At 68.7% G+C, this 12,245-nt stretch carries 12 protein-coding genes; 4 read left to right on the forward strand and 8 right to left on the reverse strand.

Going from position 1 to position 12,245, the window contains the following annotated elements:
• Nucleotides 1–110: 110 nt before the first annotated feature.
• From hisG to BCD48_RS32425, 3 genes are all read right to left on the reverse strand, one after another.
• Nucleotides 111–956, reverse strand: coding sequence for an ATP phosphoribosyltransferase (hisG, locus tag BCD48_RS32415; RefSeq protein ID WP_071052238.1), 846 nt, complete (start codon nt 954–956; stop codon nt 111–113).
• A 161-nt stretch (nt 957–1,117) separates the two neighbouring features.
• Nucleotides 1,118–1,381, reverse strand: a complete 264-nt coding sequence (locus tag BCD48_RS32420; protein WP_071052184.1) for a phosphoribosyl-ATP diphosphatase — start codon at nt 1,379–1,381, stop codon at nt 1,118–1,120.
• Nucleotides 1,382–1,655: 274 nt separating this feature from the next.
• Nucleotides 1,656–3,440, reverse strand: coding sequence for an HNH endonuclease (locus tag BCD48_RS32425; RefSeq protein ID WP_083419547.1), 1,785 nt, complete (start codon nt 3,438–3,440; stop codon nt 1,656–1,658).
• 806 nt (nt 3,441–4,246) lie between these two features.
• Here BCD48_RS32425 and BCD48_RS32430 point away from each other — a divergent pair.
• Nucleotides 4,247–5,035, forward strand: coding sequence for an HAD family hydrolase (locus tag BCD48_RS32430; protein WP_071052186.1), 789 nt, complete (start codon nt 4,247–4,249; stop codon nt 5,033–5,035).
• A gap of 540 nt (nt 5,036–5,575) precedes the next feature.
• On the opposite strand, the gene BCD48_RS32435 is transcribed toward BCD48_RS32430, so the two are convergent.
• Nucleotides 5,576–6,469 carry a helix-turn-helix domain-containing protein gene (locus tag BCD48_RS32435; protein WP_071052187.1) on the reverse strand — a complete coding sequence of 298 codons (894 nt, stop codon included), beginning with the start codon at nt 6,467–6,469 and terminating at the stop codon, nt 5,576–5,578.
• A gap of 50 nt (nt 6,470–6,519) precedes the next feature.
• On the reverse strand, nt 6,520–6,717 hold the full coding sequence (locus BCD48_RS32440) for a hypothetical protein (protein ID WP_071052188.1): 198 nt from the start codon (nt 6,715–6,717) through the stop codon (nt 6,520–6,522).
• Between the two features lie 460 nt (nt 6,718–7,177).
• Here BCD48_RS32440 and BCD48_RS32445 point away from each other — a divergent pair, with 460 nt between their 5' ends.
• Nucleotides 7,178–7,384, forward strand: coding sequence for a hypothetical protein (locus BCD48_RS32445; protein WP_071052189.1), 207 nt, complete (start codon nt 7,178–7,180; stop codon nt 7,382–7,384).
• A 346-nt stretch (nt 7,385–7,730) separates the two neighbouring features.
• Entirely contained in the window at nt 7,731–8,303 is a 573-nt protein-coding gene (locus tag BCD48_RS32450) for a hypothetical protein (protein WP_131804137.1), read from the forward strand.
• 207 nt (nt 8,304–8,510) lie between these two features.
• Here BCD48_RS32450 and BCD48_RS32455 read toward each other — a convergent pair whose 3' ends face one another.
• The 3 genes from BCD48_RS32455 to BCD48_RS50865 all read right to left on the reverse strand — a co-directional run bounded on the left by BCD48_RS32455 (nt 8,511) and on the right by BCD48_RS50865 (nt 10,505).
• Complete coding sequence (locus BCD48_RS32455) at nt 8,511–9,464, reverse strand: helix-turn-helix domain-containing protein (protein WP_157910593.1); 954 nt, start codon at nt 9,462–9,464, stop codon at nt 8,511–8,513.
• A gap of 34 nt (nt 9,465–9,498) precedes the next feature.
• Entirely contained in the window at nt 9,499–9,732 is a 234-nt protein-coding gene (locus tag BCD48_RS32460) for a hypothetical protein (protein WP_071052191.1), read from the reverse strand.
• Nucleotides 9,733–10,130: 398 nt separating this feature from the next.
• A complete protein-coding gene (locus BCD48_RS50865) occupies nt 10,131–10,505 on the reverse strand; it encodes a hypothetical protein (RefSeq protein ID WP_131804138.1) in 375 nt (124 codons plus the stop codon).
• 486 nt (nt 10,506–10,991) lie between these two features.
• On the opposite strand from BCD48_RS50865, the gene BCD48_RS32470 reads away from it, so the two are divergent.
• On the forward strand, nt 10,992–11,927 hold the full coding sequence (locus BCD48_RS32470; RefSeq protein WP_071052193.1) for a hypothetical protein: 936 nt from the start codon (nt 10,992–10,994) through the stop codon (nt 11,925–11,927).
• The last annotated feature ends 318 nt before the right edge of the window (nt 11,928–12,245 follow it).

Here is a 12,245-nt window from a genome sequence, read left to right on the forward strand (position 1 = left end):
TACCCGACCGACGGCGGCGGGGCCCGGGGCGCTTGCCCCGGGCCCCGCCGCCGTTCTCGGCACGACGGCACGCCTGCACTCCGCCCAGGCGTCGCGACAGGCGGCAGTCGCTACAGGCGGCAGGCCTGGATGGCGGACACGAGAATGCCGCGGGCGCCCAGCTCCCACAGGTCATCCATCGTCCGGTTGACCTCGTCCTTCGGCACCATCGCCCGCACCGCGACCCACCCCTCGCGCTGCAGCGGCGAGATCGTCGGCGACTCGTAGCCCGGCGTGATCTCGCAGGCCTTCTCGAGCACCACGACCGGCGCGTCGTAGTCCATCATCACGTACTGGCGGGCGACCAGGACACCCTGCACACGGCGCAGCAGCTTCTCGTGCGACGGCGAGAGTTCCGTGCCCTGCTTGGCAATCATGATGGCCTGCGACTGCATCACCGACTCACCGATGAGCTCGAGGCCCGCGGCGCGCAGCGTGCGGCCGGTCTCGACGACGTCGGCGATGGCATCGGCGACGCCCAGACGCACGGCTGTTTCGACCGCGCCGTCGAGGGTGACGACCTCGGCCCGCAGGCCGCGGGCCGCGAAGTCGGTGCGGACGAGCTCGGGGAACGAGGTCGCGATCCTGGCCCCATCCAACTGGGCCACGTCGGTGATGGCGCCCTTCGGCGCCGCGTAGTGAAACGACGAGTGCCCGAAGTCGAGCGCGACCAGCTCCAGCGCGGCGACGCCGCTGTCCTGCAGGAGGTCACGGCCGGTAATACCGACATCCAGCCGCCCGGAGCCGACGTAGACGGCGATGTCGCGCGGCCGCAGGAAGAAGAACTCGATGTCGTTCTCAAGGTCGGCGACGACAAGGTCGGCGCCCTCGCGCTTCGCCAGGTAACCGGCGTCGCAGAGCAGTTGGCTGGAGGCGGCGGAGAGCGCGCCCTTGTTCGGTACCGCGATACGCAGCATGATCATTCCATCGAGGCTGGCCGTGGCGGGGTCCGGAACTCACGGCGGGTCGGGCTCACAGCGGGTCGGGGGCTCACAGGGCTCTTCGAGGCGCGCGGCATCGTCCCGCGCACGGTCAACGCCCGCGCCGCTTCAAGGGCACGCGAGCCCCGAGGCGCGGGCTACAGATGGAAGTAGACGTCTGCCGGGGTGAGACCCCGCGAGATCATCATGAGCTGAATCCAGTAGACCAGCTGGGAGAGCTCCTCGGCGGCTCGCTCACGGCTCTCATGCTCCGCCGCCATCCAGCTCTCCGCGGCTTCCTCGACCAGCTTCTTGCCGATGTGGTGCACACCCGCCTCAAGGGCGGCCACGGACCCGGACCCCGGCACCTTCTGCTGCCACTTCGCGGAGAGCTCGCCGTACAGCTCGTCAAAGGTCTTCACGATGGGCGGACCCCTGGAATGGTCCTCGTGCCCGCGTGGCGGCACGCGCGCCGGCCTCGGGCGTCGACAGACCTCATGAACCGCATGTTACCTGGCGACGCCCGGCCACTCGCCCGCCACGATCTCCGTACGCAGCGGCGTTATCCGGCCCGCGCGCGCCGGTCCGCCGCGCCGCGTCCATCCGATGACCCTGCCCTCCCTAACTACGACCAAGGATGTTCTCCGGCACCGAAGGATGTTCTCCGGCACCGCTGGCTGTCCTCTCCCGCGGGCCTCATGTGTGATCTTCGATGCGGCGACGTCGCGAGCGAGTAGACCTCCGCGACCGCGGAACCAGGCGCCGCTGGTCGTGGTGGTCGAACGATGGCGCCGGCGGGCCCGTCGGCCCGACCGGCGAAGCCTCGGCCGGTCGGACGCAGCGCTTGTTCTCGTTGGTTCCGGCCGTGGACGGCGTACGGACGGTCTCCACGGTCATCTGGCTCTGACCGACCTGGTTCCAGCGGTGTTGGGTAAGGACGAGCATCGAATCGGCGAGGTGAAGCCGGCCACCATGGCGGGTCGCGATCGCGGCCTCGCCGACATGGCCGGTCACTGCGGCCAGGGTCTCGACGGGCCGAGGGCCGGCGTCGACAGGCGGCGCGGGGCGCAGTACCCGGCCGTCGGCCAGGATCGCGATGAGCACCCCGTCGACAGCACGCTCAAGGGTGATGCCTTCATCGTGGACCGCGTGGTGATGGGCCGTGCACAGCACGGTGAGCAGGTCGATGTCGGTCTCGCCCTGGTCAGCGACCCATTCCGCGAGATGATGGCATTGCAGCCAGCGGGTGTGCTCGCAGCCCGGGTACTGGCAGGTCGCGTGGTCGCGGGCATAGACCGCATCGCGCAATCGCTGGTTGGGAAACCGGCGCCGCCGGCCCAGGTGCAGCGGATTGCCCTCGGCGTCGGACAGCAGGGCCCGCAGCATCCCGTCACAGCCCAGCCGGCGCAGCACCGGCGCGGCCAGGCCGACTCCCGGTTCAAGATCCGCCCGGAACAGCCCCCGCCGGACCCGGTCAGGCAGCTGGCCTGGTCCGGCTGGCTCGCCGTCAGTCTGGCACGCTCTGGCGGTGCGATCGGGACGGCCAGCCTCATCGGTGCCGACCGCCGCGTCCGTTCTCCTCGCTTCCTCGGGCGCGTTTGCTGCCTCGGACCCGCGGCGGTCTTCGGGGTCGGGCGTTCGTGCTCCCGCGGTGCCGGCATGGTCCGAAGCGCCGATGCCCGTCCCCGGCGGGCCAGCGCCCAGCAACGTCCCGACGTCCACGTGGACGGTGACTGTGTGCGGCAGCGACATCAGACCAGGCGCGGGCCTGTGCAGAAACCCGGCAGCCAGCGCAACCAGCGCATCCGCGTCCGATCGCCGGTCCCGCGGGGCCGCCATGATTTCCCCGTCCGCTGGCACCCGGTCCGGCTCATCTGGCCCGGGCACCGGTGTGGTGTCGTCCAGGCCGGCACGTGCCGCGTCGATCGCCGCGACCAACTGCGCGCCCTCGTCGGCCGGCAGGACGGCGGTTAGGCGCAACATCCCGTCCCGATCAGTCCGCCAGGACACCCGCCTACCGGCCCGCTGCCCCGCGTGATCTCCGGCCAGCCGCTCATAGGTCGCCGCCAGGCGTTCCAGCTGGGCTGCCGTGCAGCACAACGCGTGCTTCAGCCACGACGCCTCGCTCGCGGGCTCCGCTACCCTGGCCACCGCGCGGACCTTGGAATACGACAGCCGCCCCGCCTCGAACGCGGTCCGTACTGCCGGGAGGCTCGCCAAGGCGTGCCCGACCGCCAGATGCTCTCGCGCCGTGCGCACCGCCAGCCCGCACCGCCAGGCCGCCCAGTGCGCGCAGGACGCGAATCCCTGTCCCCGCCACCCGTCCCGCCGGTCGAAAATCGCCAGCAACACCAACCAGTCACACGTCGCCGCTGCCAGCCGACCAGCCCAGGCGACGATCTCGCCTTCCAACACCGCGAGCGGCGCCTTCTCGGCGTCCACCGACGACGGGGACACAGCCTCGGACTCGACTACTGTCATCGCGATCACCAGCCAGGGGACAGTGGGCCAGAAACATCACGATCCTCGCACCCACGTCCGACAGTTTTCGGCATCGCCCCAGGCCACAGCCATGATCCATCGCGCGCCGGTGGATTCCGGTCTGGCTGGCGGACCCGCTCGACCGGGCGTGGGTCAGCCCAACGCCTGGCTCGTGGACACGCCGCGAAACGGACGGAGCCCATCCAGGCCACAGCCATGATCCATCGTGGCGCGCCGGTGGATTCCGGTCTGGTGGCGGACCCGCTCGACCGGGCGTGGGTCAGCCCAACGCCTGGCTCGTGGACACGCCGCGAAACGGACGGAGCCCATCCGCCGGGTGCGGGCCGCCAAGCGGCCGATCGCGACAACGGTTCCGCGGAACCAGCACCCGTCAGCTCCGCCGAGCCCGGCCGTCTGGCGCTCCCCTCCTCGGCGAGAACCTCCTGTTGCCTGATCGCGGCGGTCCGGCCGGCCGACCGACCAACCGACCAACCGCCGCGTCGCGCTCCACCTCGCAGCCGCCGGCACGATCTCGTCGACCAGGACCTCAACGGCCCGGGAGATGCCCGCCGCGGCGCGGTCGTCCGTCGGGCATGACCAGCGGGGGCCCACCCAGCCGCGGAACCGCATCGGCCCAGTTGGGGCATGCGCGATTCGTTCACACACCGACTCACAACCATAAAGATCTTGTGGTTGGACGAAGGCCACGAGTGATCCGCCTCGACGGCCCGATCGGTGTCGATCAGTGTCGGTGATCCGGCACCAGCCATGGTGCATGGGGCCTCGCACTGGTTGACTGGGTCGCTGTGTCCCCTCCCGCGATAGTTGCCACTGATCTGGATGGAACGCTGATCCGGTCGGACGGCACGGTGTCGGAGCGCACCCGCCGCGCGCTGCGCCGGGTCCGCGAGCATGGCGGGACGGTCGTGTTCGTGACGGGGCGGCCGATTCGGGTGATGGCGGACGTCGTCGCGCAGACCTCGGTCGCCGGCATCGCCGTCTGCGCGAACGGGGCGCTCGTCTATGACCTCGACGCCGAGGTCATGATCGACCAGCGCGGACTGGACCCGGCCGCCGCCCTCCGGCTGGCGTTGGCGATCCGCGAGATCGTGCCGGAGGCAGCATTCGCTGTCGAAAGCGGGATCAAATTCGGGCGCGAACCGCTTTTCCGAACGATGTGGCCCGATCCGGACGAAGTCGTCGCCGACGTCGCCGAGCTGCTCCTCACGTTGCCCCCGGCCAAGTTGTTGGTGCGCCGCGGCGGAGAGTCGCTTGCCGATATGTACGAGAAGATTGTCGCCCTCGCCGGCACCGAGGCTATGGTCACGCGCTCGACCGAGACGTTGGTCGAGATTGCCGGCGCTGGTGTCTCCAAGGCGGTCGCGCTCGCCCAGGTCGCCGCCACCCGCGGCGTGACCGCCGCCGACGTCGTCGCCTTCGGCGACATGCTCAACGACCTGCCCATGCTCGCTTGGGCCGGTTACGCGGTCGCCGTCGCCAACGCCCACCCCGATGTCCTAGCCGCCGCCGACGAGATCACCGCCTCCAACGACAACGACGGCGTGGCCCTCGTCCTGGAACGACTGTTCCCCTAGCCGGGTAGATCGACATATGCGGCGAAGGCGGTTTTCGGGTAAAATCACCCTCACCGAGAACTCATGGACATACGGTCCCCGGGCAAGGGTCGGCGTTCGGGTTGGCGCTACTGTAGAACCGGACGTCCCCTGGGCTGTTTCCAGCCCAGGGGCGCCCTACCTGGTCAGAAGCGCGGAGGCTGGCCTCGGAACCACTCCGGTGCAACGACCATGAGGCTGGCCGCGAGGAGGTCTGCCAAGACGGCAGCCTCCTCGTGGCCGGTCGACCGGACCACTGCGGCGGACAGCGTAAGCCAGGCGATGGAGTTAGCTAGTGCCTCCTCTGCCCGCCAACGCGGATTGGGCATCACATCTCACCTCCCTTCTCGCTCGGGTGGCATCACCACCGATCGAGCCCGAACCGGTGGGAATACCGAGTGATCTTGGGATGATGGCCAAAGCCACAGAATGCATGGCCGTTGGATGGATGCTTGTCGATTTATAGAGATTCTAGTGCCAGGGGCATGCGTCGCCCGCTGGGTGCCCTGTCCGCGACCGGCGTCAGTCGTCCTTCGGAAGCGCGAGCGAGGCGTACAGCGCCTTGTAGTGCTCGAGGATCGGCGTCAGGTCCGTAACGGTGCGCTCGACGTAGGCGTTGTAGAAGTGCGTGTAGAACTCGACCGACCGACGATCACGGAAGATCGTCGAGTCGACCGCCTCCGTGATCACCATGTCGTCATCGAACAGCTGGAACCCGTGCAGTGGCGGGAGCCCGAGTTCCGCGGTCTGCGGGACGATCCGGATCGTCACGTTAGGCAGCCGGGAGACCTGCTCGATCCGGTCGACCTGCGCAAGCATGGAACCGGGCGAGGCGAACCGGTTGGCGAGCACGGCCTCCATGAGCAGGAACTCGAAGGTCTTGCTCGGGTCGTACAACCGTTCCTGTCGCTGGATCCGCAGCGACACCATCGTCGCGGTCTCGGCCCACAACGCGCTCGGATCGGTCGTCATGATGGCGTGGTAGCCGTTGATCACGCGGCGGGCATATTCACTGATCTGGAGCAGGCCGGGTACCGCGATGGGCTGGAACTCACGGACGTGGGCCGCGGTCCCTTCCTCAGCGAAGACCTCTTGCTGGCTGGCGGTGCCGCGCCGGGTCGGCGCGCGCCTGTTCGCGCCATCCCCGTATGCCTGCTCGGCCCATTCGACCAGCTTGGCCACCAGATCGGCCGACGCGTCCAGCGCGGCCGCGATCTTTTCGGCGTCCTTTGGGGATGCTCGCAGCGCACCCCGTTCGATCTTGGAAATCTTCGCCTGGGAGAAGCCGACGAGCAGTCCCAGCGCCTCGCCGGTGATCCCCTTCTGGTGGCGCAGAGTAGCGAGCGCCGCGCCGACGTCCCCCGAGGGCTGGCTCAAGTCGAGAGCGTCCGGCCTGAAGCGAACGTCCTCCGTCATAGCGCCCAGTCACCTCCGTTCGAGCCGACGCGGCATTCTCCGCCGGTCGGCTAGCTCCACTCCGGCAGCTCGCGCGCGGCCTGGAGCAGAAGCTCCCGAGGGATCCGCACCCGCGCCTCACCGGCTGGCACGTCCGCCTGCGCCGGCACGACGTATCCCTGCACGACCAGGGACCCGTCAGCGGCGCTGAACACGGTCGGGCAGTTGGCCGCGGCGCAGGCGGTCGCCGCCAGGGGTACGAGCTCCATCGCTCCTACTTTCCTCTCCGGGCCGACCCCACATCAATTGGGCTCGCCCGGAATATGACAGATTGGATAATAGCGATCTTGAGGAGGCATGGTGATCGACCTCGGGGCTGAATACTAGCCGGACGCCGCCTGACCAGCGCGTCGACCTCGGCTGGAGGGGCCGGGCGGAGCGGCCGTCCCCCACGGAACGCCCATACGGATCATCGATAAAAGGGGTTTCGGGTCGTGGTTGGCCCTCGATAGGGCGAACGGCCGGTCGATGACCGGATCGCGATGAGGTGTGGCGGGTCGATGACCGTCTCCCGTTGGCCGCCCAAACCATGGGGCGTTGACGTCACGGTCATGTTCAAATGACGTAAAAGGTCCCGTCGGCCGGTGGGGCGACCCCCGACTGGCCGAGCCCGCCGGACGACGACGTGCGCGCAGGGGGTACGGGGCACGCACAGAGAGGGTTGCCTCGATGCAGCTGACCCCAGCCACGCCGGCGTGTAATACCGGCGCCTGCCCCCAGGTGTACTTCACCGACCGCGGCACCGTCGTCATCCAGGGATCCGGTCTCGACGCGGCCGAGGCAGGTGTACCGACCTCGGAGGGCGAGGTGCTGGTCGAGATCACCCGCGAGCTGTTCCTCGCGGCGGCCGCCGCGGACCGCGGCGAACCAGCCTGAGACACCACCCCGCACCCCGCCCAGGCCCACGCTGGTCCTGGCCCACCGTGCCGGGTCACGGTCTGTGCCCGTCCACGCCACCGCGACCACGGTCCTCATGACGTCGCTCCATCCATCCTGGCTCGTGCATCCAACCACCGAGCGGGCGATGACCCCTGGGAGACTAGAGTATTCCTACTAGCCCTCTATGATAGGGATCATGGACTAGATTCTCCTATAGGCCTTGTGAGAGCCTCCGCAGTCAGTTACCTTTTGCTCATGGCCTCACCGACCTACCGGTAGGTGGCCCTGCAAGCAGGAGGTGCGTCGGAATATGTCGCGCGCGGGGGCTCTAACCACGGAATCCTTGGTAGTACACAAGCGGGGTACGGCCGCGCTGGCCGGCTCCACCAGCGCCTCGGCCGGGTCTCCCGGCAGCCAGCCGCCCGGCCAGCGAGGCCCGGCAGGACACAGTCGCCTACCTCGACTGATCGACTTCTACGCCACCGCGACCGGAACCAACTCCCGACAATTGGAGTTCCGCCTGTGCTGGTGCGCCAGGGAGTATGTCCGGTCCGTCGCTCCGTGCCAGGGCCGGCCGCCCCGGCTGGACATCGGCTCGGAACAGGCGCACGAGATGGCGGCGGCGCTGCTGAACGCGGCCAACATTCTCCAGGAGCTGGGCCGGACGACTTCCAGGTCCGATCTCGTCAAAGCGGTGCGCCGCGTGGAGGAGCACTCGCAGGTCCTGTCCGACGACCTCCGACGGAAGACAATCGTCCGGGCGGACCTGCGTGCCGAGGAGCCCAAATGGCGGCCGGTCCACACCGCCCGGCGGCGGGACCTGCCCGCCCAGCGGACAGGTAGCCGGCGGTCGGCATCAGCGACGACTGCCGTCCCGGTCAGTCTCGGCGACCAGGAGAGCAACCGCTACGGATAACTGACCGCCCGGGAACGGACGGACAGCCGGGCCCGGCCGACGATGAAGACGGGCGGGCCCGGCCCCGACACCAGCCCATCAGGCCCGCGTGATCTCGTCAGGACACTCGGCTGATATTACTGCACAGTCAGGAGCACGCCTTCTGGCACAGTTGGCCCAGCTCCAGGGACCAATCGGGAGTCGACCTACCGGATACCCGCCTTCTCGTCACTGGTCGGAGTGGCCGGGCGCGCTCTGGTCAGACTCGAACCTGGCGACCTGAGCGCTCGCCTCCAGGTACTCCGCCTTGTACCGCTTGATGATCGGCAGCACGTCCTCGGTGCTGACCTCCCGGTACCTCTCGAACACCCGGGAGTACATGTCGATGTTCGACTGGTCGCGGTAGAGGAAACCGATCGTCGACTCGACCAGCACGGCCTCGTCGTCGAACACCTGGAACATGGCGAGCGGGGGGAACGGCAGGTCGGTGTCTCGCGGGATGACCCTGATCGAGACGTTTGGCAGGTCGCAGGCAGCCTCGATCCGCTGGAGCTGCGCGGCCATCGTCACCGGCCAGCTCGCCCGCCCGAAGCGGTACTCGAAGACCTGCTCCAAGATGATGAAGTCGAACTTCTTCGTGGTGTCGTAGAGCCGTTCCTGGCGCTGAAGCCGCGTGCCGACCATCGCGGCTGTGTCCGGCCAGACACGTTGGTCGTCGCCGAGGTACACGCCGAAGTATCGGTTGAGCACACGCCGGGCATATTCGCTGGTCTGCAGAAGCCCTGGCACGAGGACGGGCTCGAACGCCCGTACGGACCGGACACGGGCCTCGAGCTGGAAAAGGTCCTCCTGATGGATCTGCGGAGCCGGCGCGGGAGCGGTCCGGTGGGCGCCGCGGCGCCGACCGGACCGCTCCCTAACCGCGACAGTGTGCATGGAGCGCGCCCGCTCGACGAGGTCCGTCGCCTCCGTGCTCGGCAGCTCCAGCGCAGTAGCAAGCTTGCGGACGTCCGCGGGAGTCGGTGTCACCCGGGAGTTCTCAATCTTGGAAATCTGCCCCTGACTCACGCCGGATCGTTTGGCGACCTCGACTCCTGTCAGGTCGCGCTCCCGGCGCAGCCGCGCGAGCGCCTCACCCAGCGTCTCCGGAGAGTCATGGCGGACACGTCGCTCGTCGTCCATGCTCCCCTCCCCGCTCGGGTCCGAGCTCGGGCCGCTACTGCTGCGCCACCGGCGGCTCGGACGCCGCGAGCAAACGACGCGCGGCCTCACCGAGCAGCTCCCGCGGGATGACGACTCGTCCCTCGCCCACCGGCACATCCATAGCGAGGTGCTGCGGCGGGATGTAGCCCTGCACGATCAGCGTGTCATCGTCCGTGTCATCGTCCGCCGCGTAGACGGTTGGGCAACTTCCGGATGAGCACACACTCACCACAGGCTTTAGCCGCATCGCACGTCCCTCTCACCTGGCTCGAAACCTACACCCGGACGCGCCAACCGGCAAATATGTCGGAATATCTCGGCGAATGGCGCGGGTCGGCGCGCCGAAGATCGCGAATAGTCTCAGTCGCGCGCGGGAAGCGTACCCGGTCGCTCGACGGGAGACGCGGGCCGGGGCGGTTTGTGGGCCAACGGCGTGTTCACCTGCCGTCAGCAGTCGACGGCAGGAGGTCCTGAGGCCAGGGGATATGACCGGAAGCTAGCCCGGGCGTTCGACCGTCGATCACGTTGCGTGCCCAGATTGGCCTTTATCTGTCACGGCCGACTCGGGCGTGACGAATATGCCGGAAGTTCATAAGGAAATCTGGCGGACGGACGAACGTGTTCGGCCGCGGGGCGCAGCCCGGGTCAGTCGTGACCGACGGCGTGCAGCGCCTCGAGCTGCCCAGGTGCGAGCCGGCGGACGATGATGGCGGCCTCATGCGCCGCGACCTGGATACTCGCCGGCGTTGTCATGACGGGATGGCCGGTGACGTAGGCGGCGTCAGCCCGCACCTCGGCTGGAAGCTCGTCCCCAGGACGACCGGCGGCAGACGCGGTGCGCAGTACAGCGGTCGCCTCGGCGTAGATGGGCAGCGAGACTCGCACGGTCGTGACGGCGAGCTCCCCGCGGGTGGGCTCCGAGGTCCGGTCGCCTACAACGTAAAGATCACCGGTCAGGGGATCAGCCCAGACCCCGTGACAGGAGCCCGTGCTACAGGACGCATGAGCCAGTACAAGCATGCGGGGCTCTCTTTCTGTCTTGACCCGTAGCCGGCGCTGGACACGGTCAGACGCTGCATGACGTCCCAGAGGGACGAAGACTGCCGATCCCACCATTGGAACACAGGAACCAGCCCGGACCGGACGTTCCGCGTGACATCGGGGCAATGAGCGGCATTCTTCCGGCAACAGGGCGGGTTCGGCGCACATTGCCGCTATCGACCTATATGCCGGCTTTGCCCGGACGATGCGTACCGCGCGTGCCGCAAGGGCGACCACCGATCGACTCGTTGACAAATATTCTTCCAACTTGTTGCAGCAAGGCGGAGTATGGCCCAGAATTTCTAACATCGAGCAACGACGGCGAGCCAACGGAGGCGCGGCAGACCTAGCCCAGCACCCCGCCATCGCGTGACATCGAGATCATCTCCGGCGTCAAGAAGATCTTGAGGTGAACCACCGGGGGCTGCGGAATCCGCGAGAACAGCGCGGTTGGAAGGAGAGTTCATGCACGAGATGACCTTGTCGGGCCTCGGATCCGGCGTGTCCGCGAAGGACATGATCGTCACAGGCATCGGCCTGACCGCCCTGTCCGTCTGCCTTGGCCGCGCCAGAACGGCCCTATTCGTGGCTATTCCGACACTGATCCTGGCTGGCGCGGCCAACGTGATCGCGTGGCTGACCGGCGCCGATGGGAACACGCCGGGCGGGACGGGCCCGGCATCCACGGCGCCTACCGGCGGCCTCAGCTCCAAGGCGGCCTCTGCCGCCAGCGCGGGGGCGCTGAACGCGGAATCCCAAGGATCGTCGCACCCGCTCCCCTGGGTCCTGGCTCTGCTGGCCGCGGCGCTGGTGGCGCTCCTCATCGCCGGCATCGTGCGGCGGACCCGTGCCCGGACCGTCGAGGGCGCGGGTGCCTCCGACGATGACCCACCTCTGGCCGGGACCGACCCGTTGAACCGTGTCGCCCTCGGCGGTGACCAGTTGATGGCCGCGGATCCCTACCCGGACCTTCCACTCACCGAGAAGTCCGGATGGGACGTCGCCGACCACGGCGACGCGGATGGCGACGGCGGCTGGAGCGGACAGCCCGACTCGGCCGGCTGGCGCCGCCGCCACCGGCCCAGCACCGACTCACGACCAGGAACCGACGCGGACCATTACTCGGCGCGGATGAACCGACTCGCGGTCGAGTTCGTCACCGGAGTCGTGCCTCGACCGGGCAGCGCGGCCCGGATCGACCTGCACGCGCCGACGACCCAGAGTTTCCTGACGGCTTTCACGAACGCGACCGACCTGTTCCTCGGCGCACCTCCGCGAGACCGGCGGCTGTTGCCGGAAGCCCTGAGCGAGGCCGAGCGCTGCTGGCTCCTGGCCAAACGCGGCCCAGGTGGCCACCGCCACGGCGACAACCCCGACAGCGGCCGCGCGGCGGGACCGTGACGGCGATGGAGCCAGCCGCCTGAAATCGAGGGCTGACCAACCAACTTGGTGGGCTAACCGACAATCCTGCCCGGCCTGCACGAGGGGACGGCCGGAGGGAGACGCCGGAGCCGCCGCCGGTCGGCCACATGCCGACCGGCGGCACCGGCGAACCACCCAGTCCGCTGCTCAGAGCTCATCGAGATGACCGGTCGACCTGCTCCACGAATCAGAATCGGCGCCACGAATACCAGTCTGGCGGCGGACCTGACACAGGTACCGCGAACAGGCGCCCCGGCTCGTCCGGTCATCGGGGGGCGGGCCGGGGTCCGCGGGGCG

The organism is Pseudofrankia coriaricola (assembly GCF_001854805.1).
Lineage (GTDB): Bacteria > Actinomycetota > Actinomycetes > Frankiales > Frankiaceae > Pseudofrankia.

Coding starts and splice junctions, on each gene's coding strand:
- hisG (WP_071052238.1), bottom strand. CDS start 956: ATGCTGCGTATCGCGGTACCGAACAAGGGCGCGCTCTCCGCCGCCTCC.
- BCD48_RS32425 (WP_083419547.1), bottom strand. CDS start 3,440: ATGACAGTAGTCGAGTCCGAGGCTGTGTCCCCGTCGTCGGTGGACGCC.
- BCD48_RS32455 (WP_157910593.1), bottom strand. CDS start 9,464: ATGGACGACGAGCGACGTGTCCGCCATGACTCTCCGGAGACGCTGGGT.
- BCD48_RS32460 (WP_071052191.1), bottom strand. CDS start 9,732: ATGCGGCTAAAGCCTGTGGTGAGTGTGTGCTCATCCGGAAGTTGCCCA.
- BCD48_RS32440 (WP_071052188.1), bottom strand. CDS start 6,717: ATGGAGCTCGTACCCCTGGCGGCGACCGCCTGCGCCGCGGCCAACTGC.
- BCD48_RS32435 (WP_071052187.1), bottom strand. CDS start 6,469: ATGACGGAGGACGTTCGCTTCAGGCCGGACGCTCTCGACTTGAGCCAG.
- BCD48_RS32445 (WP_071052189.1), top strand. CDS start 7,178: ATGCAGCTGACCCCAGCCACGCCGGCGTGTAATACCGGCGCCTGCCCC.
- BCD48_RS32470 (WP_071052193.1), top strand. CDS start 10,992: ATGCACGAGATGACCTTGTCGGGCCTCGGATCCGGCGTGTCCGCGAAG.
- BCD48_RS50865 (WP_131804138.1), bottom strand. CDS start 10,505: ATGCTTGTACTGGCTCATGCGTCCTGTAGCACGGGCTCCTGTCACGGG.